The 18,229-nt window shown below is 68.8% G+C and carries 16 protein-coding genes; 4 read left to right on the top strand and 12 right to left on the bottom strand.

Annotated elements, in window-relative coordinates:
* The 8 genes from AC1DXJ_RS20145 to AC1DXJ_RS20110 all read right to left on the bottom strand — a co-directional run.
* Positions 1-3,819, bottom strand: a 3,819-nt coding sequence (locus AC1DXJ_RS20145) for a N,N-dimethylformamidase beta subunit family domain-containing protein (RefSeq protein ID WP_477637850.1), incomplete at its 3' end; no start/stop codon positions are given.
* Positions 3,816-4,808: an NAD-dependent epimerase/dehydratase family protein gene (locus AC1DXJ_RS20140; protein WP_477637849.1), complete on the bottom strand. Its 993-nt coding sequence runs from the start codon at positions 4,806-4,808 to the stop codon at positions 3,816-3,818. The genes AC1DXJ_RS20145 and AC1DXJ_RS20140, both read right to left, overlap by 4 nt.
* Positions 4,805-5,899 (bottom strand): Gfo/Idh/MocA family protein, encoded by a 1,095-nt coding sequence (locus tag AC1DXJ_RS20135; protein ID WP_477637848.1) that lies wholly within the window; start codon positions 5,897-5,899, stop codon positions 4,805-4,807. Before AC1DXJ_RS20135 ends, AC1DXJ_RS20140 begins: the two co-directional genes overlap by 4 nt.
* 131 nt (positions 5,900-6,030) lie before the next feature.
* Complete coding sequence (locus AC1DXJ_RS20130; protein ID WP_477637847.1) at positions 6,031-7,590, bottom strand: sugar transferase; 1,560 nt, start codon at positions 7,588-7,590, stop codon at positions 6,031-6,033.
* Between the two features lie 334 nt (positions 7,591-7,924).
* Entirely contained in the window at positions 7,925-8,581 is a 657-nt protein-coding gene (locus tag AC1DXJ_RS20125) for a NeuD/PglB/VioB family sugar acetyltransferase (RefSeq protein WP_477637846.1), read from the bottom strand.
* A gap of 59 nt (positions 8,582-8,640) precedes the next feature.
* Positions 8,641-9,243 (bottom strand): aminoacyl-tRNA hydrolase, encoded by a 603-nt coding sequence (gene pth / locus AC1DXJ_RS20120; protein WP_477614675.1) that lies wholly within the window; start codon positions 9,241-9,243, stop codon positions 8,641-8,643.
* 83 nt (positions 9,244-9,326) lie between these two features.
* Positions 9,327-10,019 (bottom strand): 50S ribosomal protein L25/general stress protein Ctc, encoded by a 693-nt coding sequence (locus AC1DXJ_RS20115; RefSeq protein WP_477637845.1) that lies wholly within the window; start codon positions 10,017-10,019, stop codon positions 9,327-9,329.
* 151 nt (positions 10,020-10,170) lie between these two features.
* On the bottom strand, positions 10,171-11,145 hold the full coding sequence (locus AC1DXJ_RS20110; protein WP_477637844.1) for an EamA family transporter: 975 nt from the start codon (positions 11,143-11,145) through the stop codon (positions 10,171-10,173).
* A gap of 87 nt (positions 11,146-11,232) precedes the next feature.
* Between AC1DXJ_RS20110 and AC1DXJ_RS20105 the strand changes: the two genes are divergently transcribed.
* On the top strand, positions 11,233-11,787 hold the full coding sequence (locus AC1DXJ_RS20105) for a CGNR zinc finger domain-containing protein (RefSeq protein WP_477614672.1): 555 nt from the start codon (positions 11,233-11,235) through the stop codon (positions 11,785-11,787).
* A gap of 124 nt (positions 11,788-11,911) precedes the next feature.
* Positions 11,912-12,835, top strand: coding sequence for a hypothetical protein (locus AC1DXJ_RS20100; protein ID WP_477637843.1), 924 nt, complete (start codon positions 11,912-11,914; stop codon positions 12,833-12,835).
* A gap of 117 nt (positions 12,836-12,952) precedes the next feature.
* Here AC1DXJ_RS20100 and AC1DXJ_RS20095 read toward each other — a convergent pair whose 3' ends face one another.
* The 3 genes from AC1DXJ_RS20095 to AC1DXJ_RS20085 all read right to left on the bottom strand — a co-directional run bounded on the left by AC1DXJ_RS20095 (position 12,953) and on the right by AC1DXJ_RS20085 (position 16,404).
* Positions 12,953-13,933 (bottom strand): ribose-phosphate diphosphokinase, encoded by a 981-nt coding sequence (locus AC1DXJ_RS20095; RefSeq protein ID WP_477624261.1) that lies wholly within the window; start codon positions 13,931-13,933, stop codon positions 12,953-12,955.
* Positions 13,930-15,411, bottom strand: coding sequence for a bifunctional UDP-N-acetylglucosamine diphosphorylase/glucosamine-1-phosphate N-acetyltransferase GlmU (glmU, locus tag AC1DXJ_RS20090; RefSeq protein ID WP_477624262.1), 1,482 nt, complete (start codon positions 15,409-15,411; stop codon positions 13,930-13,932). The genes AC1DXJ_RS20095 and glmU overlap by 4 nt, the downstream gene beginning before the upstream one ends.
* Before the next feature lie 723 nt (positions 15,412-16,134).
* Entirely contained in the window at positions 16,135-16,404 is a 270-nt protein-coding gene (locus AC1DXJ_RS20085) for a hypothetical protein (protein WP_477624263.1), read from the bottom strand.
* A gap of 13 nt (positions 16,405-16,417) precedes the next feature.
* On the opposite strand from AC1DXJ_RS20085, the gene AC1DXJ_RS20080 reads away from it, so the two are divergent.
* Complete coding sequence (locus AC1DXJ_RS20080) at positions 16,418-17,005, top strand: glycoside hydrolase family 12 protein (RefSeq protein WP_477614667.1); 588 nt, start codon at positions 16,418-16,420, stop codon at positions 17,003-17,005.
* 87 nt (positions 17,006-17,092) lie between these two features.
* Here the strand turns inward: AC1DXJ_RS20080 and AC1DXJ_RS20075 are convergent, their stop codons facing one another.
* Positions 17,093-17,359: a PspC domain-containing protein gene (locus tag AC1DXJ_RS20075; protein ID WP_477614666.1), complete on the bottom strand. Its 267-nt coding sequence runs from the start codon at positions 17,357-17,359 to the stop codon at positions 17,093-17,095.
* A gap of 292 nt (positions 17,360-17,651) precedes the next feature.
* On the opposite strand from AC1DXJ_RS20075, the gene AC1DXJ_RS20070 reads away from it, so the two are divergent.
* The coding region (locus tag AC1DXJ_RS20070) for a hypothetical protein (RefSeq protein ID WP_477637842.1) at positions 17,652-18,229 on the top strand (578 nt) is incomplete at its 3' end.

Below are 18,229 nucleotides of genomic sequence, written 5' to 3'. Positions count from 1 at the left end.
CGCCTGGCCAGTCCCGATCGCGTTGGTCGCGGACACCGTGAACGTGTACGCCGTGCCGTTGGTCAACCCGGTCACCGTGGTCGTCGTCGCCGGCGGGCTCCCGTTCACCGTGACGGGCGTCTGGGCGGTCGTCCCGACATAGGGGGTGACCGTGTAGCCCGTGATGGCACTGCCACCGTTCGCCGGGGCAGTCCAGCTGACCGACGCCGAGGCGTTGCCTGCGGTCGCCGTCACCCCAGTGGGTGCAGCAGGAGCCATGGCACCCGTTGGTGTGACTGCGTTCGATGCGGCCGATGCAGGGCCGGTGCCGATGGCATTGGTCGCGGACACCGTGAACGTGTACGCCGTGCCGTTGGTCAACCCGGTCACCGTGGTCGTCGTCGCGGGCGGGCTGCCGTTCACCGTGACAGGGGCTTGGGCGGTGGTTCCGATGTACGGGGTCACCGTGTAACGCGTGATCCCGCTGCCGCCGTTCGCCGGCGCCGTCCAGCTCACCGTCGCAGACCCACTGCCTGCTGCAGCGGTCACGGCGCCAGGTGCGGCCGGAGCAGTCGCGGCGGTGTTCGTGAACATCACGTCCACCCAGTAGTTCTCCGAGCGGTACGTGTTGGTGGGGAAGGTGGAGGTCGTCGAGTAGATGTACACACCGTTGGCTCCACTGACACCGTCCTGCAGTGCGTGGAGGGGCCCGCGGTCCACACCTGATGCAGCGAAGAAGTCGTCCTCTCCGGGGTAGTGACCGTTGGGGGCGAGGTACGACGCGACGTAGACGGTGCCGGCCGTGACCGTGACGGGATTGGCAAAGGTGGCCTGCTGCCACCCGGACGCCGTCTCGCCCGTGAAGGTCACGGATGCCAGGTTCGTCCCCGCCGAGGTCCACAGGGAACCGACGTGGGTGCCAGTGTTGCTGGTGGCCTTGTAGAACCGAAGGCCCGTGATCTGCCCGTTCACGTCAGCCTTGAACTTGACGCCGACCGATATCGAGCTCGGGTCGTTGTCATCCGGAGCCGTCGGCGCCGCCGACGCCGGCCAGATCGTGCAGGGGCTGCACACCAGCGGGACAGGAGTGGCTGCGTTCGATGGCGCTGATGCGGGGCCGGCGCCAACTGCGTTGGTTGCCGAGACCGTGAACGTGTAGGTCGTGCCGTTGGTGAGTCCTTCGACGGTGGCGTTCGAGTCTCCGCCTGTTCCACTCACCGTCGTGGGTGTCTGCGCGGCTGAGCCGACGTACGGGGTGATCGTGTAGGCGGTGATCGCGCTGCCGCCGTCCGACGGGACGTTCCAGGCCACCTTGACAGTCCCATCACCAGCTGTCGCCGTGACGGCCGTCGGCGCACCCGGCACTGTTGCCGGCCCGGTGTTCGGGCTGAACATCACGTCGACCCAGTAGTTCCGAGCGCCGGTGCTTGCCGAGGGGAACGCGCTGCTGGTGGTGTTGCGGGACACGCCGTTTGTGGTGCTCCCGGAGTCCCGTAGAGCGTGCAGCGGTGGGCTGTCGAGTCGACTGTAGGAGTACGGGTCAGGCGAAGGGTTCGGGTACATGTAGCTGTCGTCCTGGGCGGTGTGCCCGCCAGGTGCAAAGTAGCTCGCCACGTAGGTGCTGTTGGCATTGATCTGAACGGGCGTCGCAAACGTGACCTGCTGCCAGCCCGACGCAGTCTCCCCCGTGAAGGTCGCGCCCGCCAGCTTGGTGCCCGCCGCCGTCCAGAGGTTGCCGATGTGGGTGCCGGTGTTGGTCGTCGCCTTGTAGAAGCGAATACCAGTCACGGAGCCGGAGACGTCCGACTTGAACTTGACTCCGACCTCGACCGCCGTGGCGACACCGGAGTCAGCGCGAGTCGGGGCAGCGCCTGCGCCCCAGATCGAACAGGTGCAACCGATGTTGACCAGCCTGCCGGCCGCTGGCGTCTCGAGGTTGCCATTGTCGTCGACGGCTCGAACCTTGATGGTCGTGCTCGGGTACCCGTGTGCGACCCAGGAGTACGTCCAGCTGGTGGTGCCCACAGCCGGGTGCCAGCTGTCGCCTCCATCCGTCGAGACCTCGACACCGGCCACCACGCCTCCGACGTCGGAAGCCGTCCCGCTGATCGTGATCTTCGCGCCGTCACCCACGGTCGCACCGCTCGCGGGCGAAGCGATCGTCGAGCTGGGAGCGGTGACATCAGTGGAAGCCGTCGCAGCCGTGAGTCCGGCGATGACGGCATACGGTTGCGCACCCATGTCGGCGAAGAGGTTCACCGTGGCCTGTTGCATGTTCTTGTCCGGTGTGCCTCCGGCGGACGAGTCGAGGCCGAAAGGCCACTGCACCGTCCCGGCCCCGAAGACCAGGGCTCCGCTCGGCGCACGGTACAACGTCAGGTTGTGCGTGGCCGTCGAGTTCGCCTTGACGGTGCTGCCGTAGTCGGTGAACACCTCGGCTGTCGCGGACGTGGTCGCCGAGAGCCGGAAGGCGCCCGCTGGCCTGAATCCGTTGTCGACATCGGCGTCCCACTCGTAGCCGAGCGTCCCAAGCCCGGACCCCAGGGTGAGTGTCTGCCCGGTAGTCAGACTTGCGACCGCGGTGTTTCGCCAGAACCGCAGCTTGGAGTAGGCGGCAGGCACCTTGATGTCAGTGGTTCCGGAGTTGACGAGGAACTGCTGTCCCGTGAGGGCGTTCTGGGGTTTCCCGCCATCGCCCGGTGGGCTGAAGCGCGAGTCCTGCCAAGTGCCCGTCCAAGCCACCGGATCGCTCGGCGCGTCGTAGTGCGTGTCCTTGTAGCACACCAGGGTGCGGTTGGCCGTGGCGCTGCCGTCGACGCTCGGCTCGAGGCGAGTCTTCCAGAACACCTCGTTCCCACTGAAGAAGGCCAGGCTCACGCCGGCGTCCCTGGCAGCCTCTACGTTGGCGCGCTGGGTGCCGGTCCAGTACTCGTCGTGCCCTACGGACAGGAAGGCCTTGTGTTGGGACAGGATCGAGGTCGCTCCTGGCAGCGACATGTCAAGACCGGAGGTGTACGAGACGTCATAACCGTTGGCCTCGAGGAAGCGGATCATCGGGTACTCGCTGTACATGATCCAGCTGCGCCCCTGGTCGTCCACCGCGGAGTTGAACGGCCGGTTGTAGGAGACCTTCGACGCGCCCTTGTACGCAGCAGGGCTTCCTGTGGGGCAGTTGACCGTGCCGCAGGTGTAGAGACTGTTGCCGCCGTAGGTGTTGTAGGCCTGCCAGGTCTCGTCCGAGGTCTGGAACAACATGTCGGAGTGGCTCGAGTCGTCGCGCACGACGAAGACGATGTGGCTCTCCGCGCCTCCGGTGCCCATCAGGTGGACGATGTAGACGCCGGACACGGCGGTGGCGGGCACCGCCCAGGAGGCGGACACAGCCCAGTTCCCACAGTCGATCAGACCAGTGGCGTCTGGAACGCTGACGCAGGTCGGCTGTGTCTGCGGCTGGGTGGCGCTGGGGGTCAGACCCGCGGCGATCTTCCGCGCACCGTTGCCCTGGTAGTAGCCGAGTCGCAGGACGTCGAAGGTGTAGTTGCTCACGGTCGACTTGATCTTGAACTGGATCGTCTCGCCGGGCTGGACGCTCATCTTCGTGGCGAAGCCCTGGAGTGACGCCGAGCCCGAGCCACTGATACTCCAGTCGCTCGAGGGAGTCCCCGTCTTGGTGTTCTCGCAGGCGACGACCTTGATTGGCGCCTCGCACGGTCCGGCGGCCGCCGCGGGGCCCGCCGCCGCCACCAGCACGGGCACGGGAAGCGCGACCATCAGGGTCGCGACCAGCGCGGCGACCCAGCCCTTGCGCCGGACCGGCCCTGGGTGGTGACGGCGGTTCATGACCGGACCGTCCGGCCGGCAGCGACAGCCTCACGCTGCGGCTGCCACCACTCGACGAGCTCGCGCAGGCCGTCCTCGAGCCCGACCTCGGCTTCGAAGCTCAGGTCACGCCGGGCAGCGGACGTCGCGGCCAGACGCCGGGTGACGCCGTTGACCGCGCGATCCTCGCCGTGCTCCACGGACAGGTCGGAGTCCATCGCTCGCAGGAGTGCCTCCGCGAGGCCGAGGAGACTGGTCTCGGTGCCACTCGCGATGTTGTAGACACCCTCTCGGACGTCACTCGAGGCCGCCAGGAGGTTGGCCCGCGCGATGTCCCGCGTGAAGACGAAGTCCATGGTCTGCTGCCCGTCGCCGAAGATGAGAGGAGGCTGCCCGTCCGCAATGCGCTCCATCCAGCGGACCAGCACCTCGGTGTAGAGGCCGTGGACGTCCATCCGTGGCCCGTAGACGTTGAAGTACCGGAGGCCGACGTAGTCGAGCCCGGTCATCGCTCGGAAGCTGCGCACCATGCCCTCGTTGAACGACTTGGCGGCGCCGTAGAACGTGTCGTTGTTGTGGTGGTGGTGGCGCTCATCGGTCGGGAACGACTCCGCCAGCCCGTAGACCGAGGCGGACGAGGCGAACACCAGCTTGTCGATGCGGTGCTGCGCCGCCGCCTCCAGCACGGTGAAGGTCCCGTCGACGAGGACCTCGAGGGCGAGCCTGGGCTCCTCGGCGCACTGGGTGATCCGGATCGCGGCCTGGTGGAAGACGAGGTCCTTGCCGCGCGTCAGGTCGTGCACCAGGTCACGGTCACGCAGGTCGCCCTCGATCAGCGTCACCGTGCCGGAGGGCATGGCATCCGCCAGGTTCTCGTGACGCCCACGCACGAGGTTGTCGAGGACGTCGACATGCGCAACGCCCGCGTCGATGAGCTGGTCGACGATGGTCGAGCCGATCGTTCCCGCACCCCCGGTGACGAGCACCGTGGCTCCCTCGAGGGCGCTCACCACGCACCTGCCGGACCGGCGCCCCAGGCGATCGACGCGAACTCGCGGCTCATCGGCATGCTCACCGGAGCCATGGCGCCGGCGCGGCGCTGGCTCTCGGACGCGGCCTCGAGCACCGACAGCACCCTGAGGCCGGCACGGCCGTCGGTCAGCGGGGCGCGCCCCTCCGTGATCGCCGCGGCGAACTCACTGGCCATCACGCCGAGCGCCTCGCGCTCCGGGAGGGCGGGTGCGTGCATGTCGCCCAACCGGTAGTTGACGTTGACCAGCCGCTTCTCGGCGGAGTCGGCCGTGTCCGACGTCAGGTCCAGATCGACACCTCGGTCGTAGATCGCGAGTCGCTGCTGCGGGTTGAGGTCGTCCCAGACGACCGTCTGGCGGCTGCCGCCGATGACCATGTGCCGGATCTTGGTCGGGCTCAACCAGTTGACGTGGATGTTCGCGATGGCCCCGCCGGCCAGCGGCATGGTCAGGTAACCCAGGCAGGACCTGCCGTTGCCGATCGGGTCCGACCCGTGCGCGGACACCTCGAGCGGAGACAGCCCCTGAGGGAGGATGAAGTCCAGGATCGACAGGTCGTGGGGAGCCAGGTCCCAGAACACGTCGACATCCGGTCGCACCAGGCCGAGGTTGATGCGCACCGAGTCGACGAAGAGGATGTCACCGAGCTCGCCACTCTGGATCAACGCCCTGAGGTGCTGGACCGCCGGCGTGTAGCAGTAGGTGTGGTCGCACATCAGCACCAGGCCGAGCTCCTCGGCCCTGGCGACCATGCGCTCGGCGTCGAGTCGCGTCGAGGCGAGTGGCTTCTCCACCAGGACGTGCTTGCCCGCCTCGAGAGCGGCGAGCGCCATCCAGCAGTGGGTATCGGCCGGCGTTGCCACGGCCACCGCGTCGACGTCCGGCCGTGCCAGCAGCGCCTCGAGCGAGGTCTCGACCTCGACCGTGCTGCGGGCGCCAATGACCCGTTCGGCGCGTTCGCGGTCGACATCGCACACCGCGACGAGGTCCCAGTCAGGGCTCCCTCGGAAGCTCCGGACCAAGTTGGGACCCCAGTACCCTGCCCCGACGACAGCGATGCGCAGCGTCATGCGACAGCTCCTCTCGATCCAGCCCGGCCTCTGTGGAAACACTGCACCGGAGTGGGCTGTGGCGACTCGTACTTTTGCGGTAGCCCACTCCTACTGCACCCGTTCGGGTGCGTTCCAGCACGTGCACTCACCTAGTACGCCCCTGTTCCGCGGAAGACCGCTCGGGCCGTGCGGAAGAGGATCTGCAGGTCGAGGGCCAGGCACCAGTTGTCGACGTACCAGAGGTCGAGCCGCAGGGACTCGTCCCACGAGAGGTCGCTGCGGCCACTGACCTGCCACAAGCCCGTGAGACCCGGCTTCACCCTGAGCCGTCGCACGGCGTCGGACTCGTAGCCCTGCACCTCGCGCAGCAGCGGCGGACGAGGACCCACGAGCGACATCTCGCCCCTCGCCACGTTGACCAGCTGCGGCAGCTCGTCGATCGAGAACCGACGCAGCACCTTCCCGACCCGGGTCACCCTGGGGTCGGACTTCATCTTGAAGAGGACGACGTTGCCCGCATCGCCCTGCATCTGGTCGAGGCGCTGCTCGGCGTCCACGCACATCGTCCGGAACTTGAGCATCTGGAACTCTTCGCCACGGGCGCCGACGCGGGTCTGGCGGAACAGCACCGGGCCGGGCGAGTCCAACCGGATGGCCACGGCGATGGCCGCGATGCCGGGCAGCGCCACGACCATCAGCAAAGCGGTGAGGCTCTTGTCCACGACCGACTTGACGACGCGACGGGCCCCGGACATCACGGGGCGCTCGATGTGCAGCAACGGCATACCTGCCGTCGGTCGGATGGACAGGCGCGGACCGGCGACGCCGAGCAGGCCCGGCGACACGACCAGCTCGACGTCACGCTCCTCGAGGGACCAGGCCAGCCGACGCAGCTCCGGCCCGTGCAGGTCCGGGTCGCTGGACACGGCGACGACGTCGGCGTCGAACAGGTCGACCGCCGACATGGCCTCCTCTGGGTAGCCGAAGACCGGCACACCCTCCACCTCGGAGCGACTGTCGCCACTCAGGTCGAGGCCGGAGACGCACGCCGCGACAACGCGAAGGCCCTGCTCCGGCGCCCGCCTGATCTCGCGGATCATGGGCAGCACCGACTTCGCGTTCCCGATGATGACGGTCGCCTGGGTCTCCTCACCGGACGCGCGCCGCCGGTAGAGGTCGCCGCGGACCACCTTGCGGGAGCAGAGGCCGAGGACGAAGAGCGACGAGGCTGCGACCAGGCTGGCCATCCGGGGCACCTGGACGTCCGCCGCATAGGAGAGGAACGCGGCAGCCCCGATGAGGTAGACCGCCGACCGCATCACGGCCCGGTACTCCTCCGGACCCGATCCGGCGAAGCGGCGCTCATAGCCGTGCGACAGTGCGAGCACCCCGAGCCACAGGACGGGGAGGGCCACCAGGACCACGACCCGCTCCAGGGCAGGACGGTCCTGCATGGCCACCACGGTCGTGAAGATGGCGGTGGCAGCGGCCACGGTGAGGTCGCCGAGGATGGCCCGTCGCCGATAGGCGACGTTCCACGAGAGACGCTTGACAGGCGCTTGAGGCGCTTCCGTCGTCCGGTCGGTCTCGCGCGGCTGCCCCAAGGAGACAGCACGCCGAAGGCGTCGGGACAGGCCTGTGCCCGTCACCGCCTCGGCGTACTCCGTCATACCCATCTGGTGCCGTCCTGCCCCTGCAATCTCCGCCATGACCCTCTCCCCCGGACCCACCTTCAGAGGGCACCGTAGACCCGCAACGCGGACCTCCGACAGCCCCCAGAGGAGTCATCTGCACCCTGTGAAATAGGTTAGGGCTCAAGGGATTTCGTCAACTACACCGCGCAGGCGAGGGTGGCCTAGACAGGTCAACTACGACGCTGGGCGTAGCCGTCTCATCCGGTTGATGGAGCCGTCTGGGGGCCGTTCGCCCCGCCACCTTCCAGACGGTTCCGACAGCGTCCATTCGCCGTCGTGTGCGATGCGGAAACGGCTGCCTGCGGGACCCGGCGCGGGGCCCGACGGAAGGCCCGAGACTAGTCAGGGACTAGTCAGTGACCATTTTTTGCTCGCGGCCCAGAGCCCGCGCCGGAACACCCGCCCAGACCTCGCCGGCAGGCAGGTCGCGCACCAGGACCGCGCCCATGCCCAGGGTGCTCTCGGCGCCCACCGTCACCTTCTCGCGGACGCTCGAGGCCATGCCGAGGTAGGCGGCGCGTCCCACGCGCACGCTCCCGCCCAGCGTCACCCCTGCGCAGAGGGTGGCGAAGTCCTCGATGACGTCATCGTGTGTCAGCGTGACACCGGGCATCACGACCACGTGGTGTCCCACGACCACCGCCGCTGTGAGGACCGATCCGGCCAGGACGACCGAGCCTGCTCCGATCGTGCAGGACTCGGGCACGGACACGGACGGATGCACGATGGTGGCGTAGCGGTCCTCCCCGATGCCCAGGTCTCTCAGCCGCCCGGCCAGCCGCTCGCGCACCACACCACGTCCGGCGCACAGAACCAACTGTCGATCATCTTGCGCTGCAACGGAATCCAGTCCACCCAGCACCTTGAGCCAGCCGCCCGCCAGCGACCCCCAGCGCGACTCGTCGTCGTCGACGCAGCCCTCGACGCGCACTCCGCAGGCACGCGCGGCCTCGGCGGCTTCCAGTGCGAGGCCGCTTGCCGCGACGAGGATCAGTTCCTTGCCCACCCCGTCACCGTAGATGGACTGCTCCGCACCGCGCAGCCACAACCGTCAGACCCGCGACCTCAGGCCGGGCTGTGGAACTTCTGCTGGGCCGCGACCAGACCGTGCGCGACGACCATCTCGACGGCATCCGCGGCCTCGTCCAGCAGGAACGGCAGCTCCTTGCGCTCGACGGTCCCGAAGTCGCGGAGCACGAAATCGGCCGGGTCCATCCGGCCCGGCGGGCGGCCGATCCCGACCCGGACCCGCAGGTAGTCCTTGGTGCCGAGGGCCGAGCTGATCGAGCGCAGCCCGTTGTGGCCGCCCTCTCCCCCGCCCTTCTTGAGCCGGACGTCGCCGGCAGGGATGTCGAGCTCATCGTGGACGACGAGGAGCCGGTCGACCTCCACGGAGAAGAAGCTCATCAGCGCCTTGACCGGTCCACCCGACTCGTTCATGTATGACGAGGGGACAGCGACGACGGCGGCCGGTCCGGGTGCCCCGCCGGGCAGCATGCCGATCCGCACCGTGGCAGCAGCAGCGCGGGCCTTGTGTGCTGAGAGCTTCGAGCCGCTGCGCGAGGCGAGCTCGTCGACCACCATGGCGCCCACGTTGTGCCGGTTCCCGGCGTACTTGGGACCGGGGTTTCCGAGGCCCACCACGAGCCAGGTGCCGTCGTCACTCACGGGGCGCAAGTATGCCGGAAGGCCAGGTCCCCCATGAACCACCTTGGGGACCTGGCCTTCCGGCATACAACGGTGAGCGGGACTCAGGCGTCCTCGGACTCGGCCTTCTCGCCCTCGGGGGCCTCGCCCTCGGCACCCTCGGCGGCTTCGCCCTCGGCGGCCTCGGCGTCGCCGGGCGCCTCGTGCTCGATGCCGGCCTCGGCCTCTGCCTCGGCCATCTCGGCGTCCAGCGCCTCCTGCGAGATCTGCTGGGTGATGTTGACGACCAGGGTGTCCGCGTCGACGACGAGGGTGGACCCGGCCGGGAGCTGGAGGTCGGACGCCTTGATCTGCGTGCCGGCCTCGAGGCCCTCGACGGAGACGACGACGCTCTCCGGGATGTGGGTGGCCTCGACCTCGAGCTGCACGGTCTGGGCGTCGACGGTGACGATGGTCTCGGGAGCGGCCTCGCCCTCGATGTGGACCGGGATGTCGACGGTGACCTTCTCGCCCTTGCGGACGACGACGAGGTCGATGTGCTCGATGACCGGCTTGATCGGGTCGCGCTGCACGTCCTTGGCCAGGGCCAGCTGCTCGTTGCCGTCGATGACGATGGTGAGCAGGGCGTTGGCGACCTTCAGGGCCATCATCGTGTCGTGGCCCGGGAGGGTGATGTGCACGGGCTCGGCTCCGTGGCCGTACATGACGGCGGGGATCTTGTGGTCGCGGCGAATCTTGCGGGCAGCGCCCTTGCCGAACTGCGTGCGCGTCTCTGCGACGAGCTTGTTGTCAGACACGGAAATCTCCTGTGCGGTGGGGGACTCGAGGATGCGGTGGGCCTCGACGCGGGGCGCAGCACGGAGACCACACCGCGTCGAATTACGGACGTGACCGGCCCCCAGGTGGTGGCAGCCGTGCAGTGTCCCTCGCCGAGGCAACCCGCAGAGTCTAGGCGACGCCTGCCGGGAGTGGGAAATCCGCCTTGTCGACCGCCGCGGTGGCCCTGGCTGCGCGGTCACGACGCAGCTCCCCGAGCCGGACCGCAACCACCCCGCCGACGATGCAGACGCCACCGGCCAGCTGCATCAGGCCCGGGAGCTCGTCGAGCAGAACCCACGCAAAGAGCACAGCGAAGAGCACCTCCGTCAGGCCCACGAAGGAGGCGACCGTCGAACCCAGCACCCGGGCCGCCGTCACCCCGAGCAGGTATGCCGCGGCGGCCGCGATGAGGGCCAGCTCACCGATCGCGACCCACCACGGCGCCTCCCGGCCCATCAGCTCGACCGGAGCCGAGGCGAAGGTGAGGGGGATGACGCCGACGGCACCCAGCACGCCGAGGGCGACCGCGCCGGCACCCATCCCCAGACCCGCGAGRGCCACTGGTGGCAGGCTGCTCTCCTCGGCGGCCAGGACGAAGAAGGTGGCCAGCCCGGTGGCGGCGACCAGCCCCCACGCGACCCCGACGAGGTCGGGGCGAGCCTGCCCGGAGAGGTCGAGGACCAGCACGAGGCCGAGGATCGCGAGGACGACGCCCAACCCCGTCAGGGCGCTGGGCGCCCTCCGGGTGCGCAGCCAGACCCAGAGGACGACGAGCACCACCCCGAGGTACTCCAGCAGGAGCGCGACACCCACGTCGAGCCGCTGCACGGCGTAGAAGTAGGCCACCTGGCAGCCGGCCACGGCGACAGCCCCGTAGGCGAGGACCGCTGGCAGGTTCTCGCGGACGAGGGACCACCGCCCGCGCAGGGCGAGGAAGGTGGGCACCGCCAGGACGAGCGTGGCTCCGGCGACGCGGAGCAGCACGATGGCCCCGGAGCTCCAGCCCTCGACCAGCAGGGACTTGGCGAACGGCCCGCTGCTGCCGAAGGTCGCGGCGGACGCGAGGGCGAGCCAGAGGCCGAAGCCCGTCGACCGTGTCCTCATGACCTCACTCCGTCCACATCCACCAACCGTAACCAGCAAACCGTCTTATACTCCTGACAGTAGTGATCGCTACCGACAGGAGTCAAGATGCTGTTTGCCCATGACACGGAGGTGGCGCTCCGGGCGGCAGCCGCCCTGGTCAACACGGCGCCGACGCTGCCCACCGACACCGAGGACCTGGCCACGGTCGCTCACCTCGACGAGTTCGTGCGCGACTGGGAGTGGACGGGTTCGCACACGGGTGACCGCGCGGAGCTCGACGCAGTTCGTGAGCTGCGCCCGCGGCTGCGGCAGCTCTGGACCAGCGACACCGATGAGGCGGTCGCCCTGGTCAACGCCCTGCTGGCCGAGGCCGGGGCCCTCCCCCAGCTGGTGCGACACGGGGAGTGGTCCTGGCACCTGCACGCCACGCCCCCGGAGGCGCCGTTGGCCACCCGCATGGCCGTGGAGGCCGCGATGGCGATGGTCGACGTGATCAGGGCGGACGAGCTGGCCAGGCTGAGGGTCTGCGCTGCCGAGGACTGCGAGGACGTGGTCGTCGACCTGTCCAAGAACCGCTCGAAGCGGTTCTGCGACGGAGGGTGCGGCAACCGGGCCAACGTCGCGGCATACCGAGCCCGCAAGGCCGGCGCGGAGGGCTGAGGAGGCACGCGGGCTGCCRGATGGACGCCCGGCGTAGGACATTGGGGCGATCCCCTTGCGGTTGTGTCTTTCTACGCTCGGTTCCCTCAGTTCCCTCCCACCCCTTCGGCAGCTTGGAGAAGTCATGCACCGCAAGGTCACCGCCCTCGTGGGGGCGGCCGCACTGGCCGTGGCAGCAGCCGTGGTCCCCGCGCTGCCGGCATCCGCAGACGCTCCGTCCGGAGCCATCTTCACGACGCTGCCCGATGGCAGCGAGGTGAACTTCAACATCTACTCGTCCAAGGACCTCGTCTACCTCGACGGCGGGCCCGGCCCCGGGGCCCCGCAGACTGCGGCGGGCCTCGACGACGGCACCTACGTCTTCCAGATCACCGATCCCTCGGGCAAGGTGCTGCTGTCGACCGACAAGGCCGTCTGTCGGCAGTTCACCGTCGCCGGCGGCATCATCACCGGCGTCGTCGCCGCCGGAGGTTGTGAGCACGTGACCGGCACGGACGTCGACCACGGCGCCAAGACCGTGAAGATGATGCCCTACCTGGACACGCCCAACAACGGTGGCGAGTACAAGGCGTGGGCCACCAAGGTCGCCGACTTCAAGGCCGGTTGTGTCGCGCTCGGGGAGAGCGACGGACTCAACGTCGTCAACTGCGGCAGCACGGGCGGCAACAAGCACGGGTTCGTCGGTGCCAACAGCAAGACGGACAACTTCAAGGTTGGGCCGGAAGTGGCGCAGGAGATCGACACGAGGTTCTTCGACGGCAACGGGCAGATCATGGACGGGATGGGGATCACCTGGACCGACACGCACGGGGCGTCGAACAAGAAGTGGTCGTACTACGCTCCCAGCCTGTCCGTGTTCCACGAGGCGCACGTCGAGAACGTCGAACAGGGCACCCACACGATCACCGTCGCCAACCAGGCAGGGTGTGTGGTCCAAGACGTGTCGACCGGCGGCAGGAAGGTTGCCAACGGCCCGACCTCGGTCGCGGTGCGCGTGACGGGCACGGCGAAGTCGTTCACCACCTTCATCGACGTGACCTGCGGCTAGGTCAGTCCCTCACAGTGACGAACACCAGGTCGGGCGGCACCCTCGGGAGCCGCCCGACTGCTGTTGCCAGAGGTCAGGCGTGGCCGTCACTGCTCTCAGGCGTGGCCATCACTGCTCTCAGGCGTGGCCATCAAAGAGGCTCGTCACCGAGCCGTCCTCGAAGACCTCCTGGATCGCGCGGCTGATCAGCGGCGCGATCGAGAGCACCGTGAGCTTGTCGAACTCGTGCGCCTCGTCGATCGGCAGGGTGTTGGTGACGATCACCTCGACGGCGCTGCAGTTCTTGAGCCGGTCGATGGCCGGACCGGAGAGGATCGCGTGGGTCGCGGCGATGATGACCCCGGCGGCGCCGTCGGCCATCAGCGCGTCGGCCGCCTTGGTGATGGTGCCGGCAGTGTCGATCATGTCGTCGACGAGGACGCAGACCCGGCCCTTGACCTCACCGACGACGCGGTTGGCCACGGTTTCGTTGGGGCGGTTGATGTCTCGCGTCTTGTGGATGAAGGCCAGCGGGGCGCCGCCGAGCCGCTGTGACCACTGCTCGGCCACCTTGATCCGGCCGGCGTCCGGTGAGACGACCGCGAGCTTCTCGTGGCCGTACTTCTTGGCGACGTGGTCGGCCAGGATCGGCAGCGCCATGAGGTGGTCGACGGGACCGTCGAAGAAGCCCTGGATCTGGGCCGTGTGCAGGTCGACCGCCATCAGCCGGTTCGCGCCGGCCGTCTTGAACAGGTCGGCCATGAGCCGGGCCGAGATCGGCTCACGACCGCGGTGCTTCTTGTCCTGCCGGGCGTAGCCGTAGAACGGCAGCACGACCGTGATCCGCTTGGCGCTGGCCCGCTTGAGGGCGTCGATCATGATGAGCTGCTCCATGATCGCCTCGTTGATGGGCGTCGTGTGGCTCTGGATGACGAACGCGTCGGACCCGCGGACCGACTCCTCATAACGCACGTAGATCTCGCCGTTGGCGAAGTCGTAGGCGCTCGTCGGCACGAGGTTGGTGCCGAGCATGCTGGCGACCTCCTCGGCGAGCTCCGGGTTGGCCCGCCCGGAGAAGACCATCAGGTTCTTCTCGGTGGTCTTCGTGATGCCGGTCACGCGTTGGCCTGCCCTTCCGTGGAGTCTTCGGTATGCCGCGTGGTTGCAGCTTCTTCGGCCGCCTTGGCGGTCTGCGTGCCGGCGCGGGCCCGGGCGACCCAGCCGTCGATGTTGCGCTGCCGGCCGCGGGCCACGGCGATCTGGCCGGGCTCGACGTCCCCCGTGAGCGCGGACCCGGCCCCGACGTAGGCCCCGTCCGCGACGTTCACCGGCGCGATGAGGACGGTGTCGGACCCGATGAAGCTGTGTCGACCGATCGTGGTCTGGTGCTTCGCGACCCCGTCGTAGTTGGCGAAGATGGTGCCCGCCCCGATGTTGGCGCCCTCCCCGATGACGGCGTCACCGGCATACGTGAGGTGTGGGACCTTGGCGCCGTCGCCGATCTTGGCGTTCTTGGTCTCGACGAAACCGCCGATCTTGCCCTTCGCACCCAGCTCGGTGCCGGGGCGCAGGTAGGAGAACGGACCCACGGAGGCACCCTCGCCGATCACCGCGAGCAGCGCCTCGGTGCGCTTGACCTCGGCGTCCGGGCCGACCTCCGTGTCGGTCAGCGTCGTGTCGGGCCCGATGGTGGCGCGCTCGCCGATGGTCGTGGCGCCGAGCAGCTGGGTGCCGGGCAGGATGGTCGCGTCGCGACCGATGGTCACGTCGCTGTCGATCCACGTCGTGTCGGGGTCGACGATCGTCACGCCGTCGCGCATCCAGCGCTCGGCGGTGCGGCGGTTGAGCTCCTTGCCGAGGCGGGCGAGCTGCACCCGGTCGTTGACGCCCTCCGTCTGCCACAGGTCGCCGATGAGGTGGGCACTGACGCGTCCGCCTGCCTTGCGCGCGATGGCGAGGACGTCGGTGAGGTACTTCTCGCCCTGGGCGTTGTCGGTGCCGACCTGGCCGAGGGCGTCGACGAGCACTGCCGCGTCGAAGGCGTAGATCCCGGAGTTGATCTCGGTGATCGCCTGCTGGGCGTCGGTCGCGTCCTTCTGCTCGACGATGCCCTCGACGCCCCCGTCGGCGCCGCGCAGGATCCGGCCGTAGCCGGTGGGGTCCTCGAGGTGCGCGGTGATCACCGTGACCGCACTCCGCGTGCCCACGTGCTCGTCGACCAGGGACCGCAGGGTGTCGCCGGCGAGCAGCGGCACGTCTCCGTAGGTCACCAGGATGGTGCCGTCGAGGTCAGCGGGCAGTGCCTGGAGCGCGCACTCCGTGGCGCGGCCGGTGCCCTTCACCTCGTCCTGGTCCGCGATCACGGCGTGCGGGTCGAGCTCGGCCACGTGGGCGGCCACGAGATCGCGTTCGTGCCGGACCACGACGGCCAGGTGCTCCGGGGCGACCGCGCGCGCGGCGACGATCGCGTGCCCGACGAGGGTGCGTCCCCCGATCCTGTGCAGGACCTTCGGGGTGGCGGACTTCATCCGGGTGCCTTCACCGGCCGCCAGGACGATGACTGCGGCAAGACGGTGCGATCCGGTGGGGGTGCTCACGCGCGAGACTCCAGCGATCTGGTCGGGTGCGACGGGGACGCCGTCATGCTACCCGTCGGTTTGACCGGCTCCCGACGGCCTGCGCGGACCCTTGCGCGCGGGTCCAGGGCACGCATCGCTTCGAATGGTGGGCTGACCACGAGGAATGTCCTTCGAACGGCGCCCTCGGCCTCATCCAAATGGACTGCATCGGCCTCATGCAACTTGCGTATGCCGTGAGCGTCCGCCATGGTAGGGCACTTCGGCTGTCCGCGCCGCGCCATGCAGGGTCCGCACGGCGGTCAGCTATTCCCCCCGAAAACACAGAGACACCCCCCCTGGAGACCCTGTGAAAATCTTGACCCTGCCCATCTCCGCCCTCGTCGCGACCGCTTTAGCCGGCGGTGCCTCGGTATCTGCGCTGGCCCTCCCCATGACGGGAGCCAGCTGGGGCCGAACGGGCCACCACTCCTCCACGTCCCGAACCGCCCCGGCGACGACCATGCCGGCGACCCAGGTCTCGACGACCGCGGCCAGCCTGAACGGCCAGGTCGGAACCCGTATCCGCGCCAAGGGCGCCTACTTCCAGTGGGGCACGACCTCCGCCTACGGAGCCTCGACCGCGCTCAAGTCCCTCTCGCGGAGCAGCAGCACCACCGTCCCGGTCTCAGAGCGCCTCGCAGGCCTCCGGAGCGGCGCCACCTACCACTACCGCGTGGTCGTGCCGACGACCAAGGGGACCGTCTACGGCAACGACGTCAGCTTCCAGACCGCGTCGACGAGCACCACGACTCCGACCAGCAGCACCACGACGCCCACCAGTAGCACGACGAGCAGCACCACGAGCACGTCGAGCAGCACCAGCACGTCGAGCACCTCGAGCACGTCGAGCACCTCGAGCACCTCGAGCACGACGAGCACGCCGCCGACCACGACCAGCAGCAGCACCGCGACCTCGCCGGCCGCGTGCACGCCGGCGTGGACGTCGTCCGCCTCGTACGGGTCCTGGAACAACAACGGCTACCTCGTGAACAACAACATGTGGAGCGGTGATGCCGGACCCCAGAGCATCTCGGCCTGCGCGTGGAACCGGTGGTCCGTGACGTCCAACCAGCCGGGCACCGGCACCGACGACTCGGTCAAGACCTACCCGGACACCCAGCGCCACGTCAGCTACCCGCTGTCGTCGCTCACCTCGCTGCCGTCGACCTTCAACGTGACGACTCCCGCAGGGGGAGGCACGGTTCCGGCCAAGGGGAAGCAGTGGAACGCCGCCTACGACCTGTGGCTCGACAACTTCGGCACCGAGGTCATGGTCTGGAACAACTGGACCATGAACTGGCAGTACTGGTACGGGGTCAACCACGGCGTCCAAGCCACGATCGACGGCGTCGCCTACCACGCGTACACCAACGGGTCCGGCCTGTGGTTCATCCGCGACAACGTCACCAACCAGGGCAGTGTCGACCTGGCGCACATCCTGAAGTGGGCTGTTGCCCAGGGTTGGCTGAAGTCGTCGCAGGTGCTCGGCGAGGTCGAGTACGGCTTCGAGGTCTCGTACACCGGCGAGCCGACGACCTTCACCCTGAACGACTACACCCTGTCGCTGCCCTAGCAGGCGGTTGAACGCCAGCACCGGTCATGACCACGCTCTCGTCGTGGGCATGACCGGTGCTGGCGTTTTCGTGTCCGGTGCTGGGGTTCAGGAGGCCGGGGCGGCGGCGGGGCCGGGACCCTGGTACGCCGGGGCGACCGTCGTGGCCTCGGAGGGCATGAGGATCCACAGGATCGGGTAGATCAGGATCTGGCTGCCTGGAATCACCATGAGCAGCAGCACGAAGAGGATCCTGGCCGGCCACGGGGCGATACCAAAGCGTCGTCCGAGCCCAGCGACCACGCCGCCCAGGACGCGCTCGCCGCGCGGTCGGACCAGGCCCTGCTGGGCAAAGGTGGAGTGGATGTCGTTCATGGGTGGAGCACTTCCTTCGGTGTCGCGCCGGGCCTCTCCCGGACTCCTCCACTGTGCGCTCTTGCGACCTCGCCGCCCATCGGGTGCAGCCCTGACCCGACCCCGGTTTGCCCGTCACTGCCCTCGGGGTCGGCGAACGGCCGGGTCAGGGTCGGGGCACTCGCCGGGAGCTGGGCTGAGCGCGGGTTCCTAGGTGCGGCGAAGGGTCACCACAGGTTCAGCACAGGTGCGCCCCCGAGGCTCGCAGCATCTACTCGGCCACAGTGGCCGTGAGCGACCCCTAGGAGCCACCATGGCCAACAGCAGGATCATCACCGGCGCGTGCGCCCTCGTCGGGGCCCTCGGGCTGGTCGCCACGGGCGCCGCCCTGTCCAACGCCGCCTCACCGTCCTCTGCTCCATCGGCCGCCGTCGGGTACGCAGCCAACACCGAGGCACCCGACGGCTCGGCGAACCCCAACAACGACACCCCGGTCACCGGCACCGAGCTCGCCAACGTCAAGGCAGCCGTCAAGGCCAAGGACTCGGCCGTCACTGTGACGTCCGTGCGCAAGGACCCCGACGGCTCCTACGACGTCTTCGGCACCAAGGCCGGTGCCAACGTCATGCTCGAGGTCAGCAAGGACCTCAAGACCATCACCACCAACGCCGGTGGCGGACGCGGGGGTCATGGCCCCGGCGGCGGCCCCGGGGGCGGCAACCACACCCCTGTCACCGGCACCGAGCTCGCGAACGTCAAGGCGGCCGTGAAGGCCAAGGACTCGGCCGTCACTGTGACGTCCGTACGCAAGGACCCCGACGGCTCCTACGACGTCTTCGGTACCAAGGCCGGCGCCAACGTCAGGCTCGAGGTCAGCAAGGACCTCAAGAC

This window comes from Pedococcus sp. P2_D9 (genome assembly GCF_056404275.1).
This window is presented reverse-complemented; position numbering and strand designations above follow the sequence as displayed.

What these genes read in the sequence shown, in the direction of transcription:
- AC1DXJ_RS20075 (WP_477614666.1), bottom strand. Translation starts at nt 17,359, where the DNA reads ATGAACGACATCCACTCCACCTTTGCCCAGCAGGGCCTGGTCCGACCG.
- AC1DXJ_RS20105 (WP_477614672.1), top strand. Translation starts at nt 11,233, where the DNA reads ATGCTGTTTGCCCATGACACGGAGGTGGCGCTCCGGGCGGCAGCCGCC.
- AC1DXJ_RS20135 (WP_477637848.1), bottom strand. Translation starts at nt 5,899, where the DNA reads ATGACGCTGCGCATCGCTGTCGTCGGGGCAGGGTACTGGGGTCCCAAC.
- AC1DXJ_RS20100 (WP_477637843.1), top strand. Translation starts at nt 11,912, where the DNA reads ATGCACCGCAAGGTCACCGCCCTCGTGGGGGCGGCCGCACTGGCCGTG.
- AC1DXJ_RS20130 (WP_477637847.1), bottom strand. Translation starts at nt 7,590, where the DNA reads ATGGCGGAGATTGCAGGGGCAGGACGGCACCAGATGGGTATGACGGAG.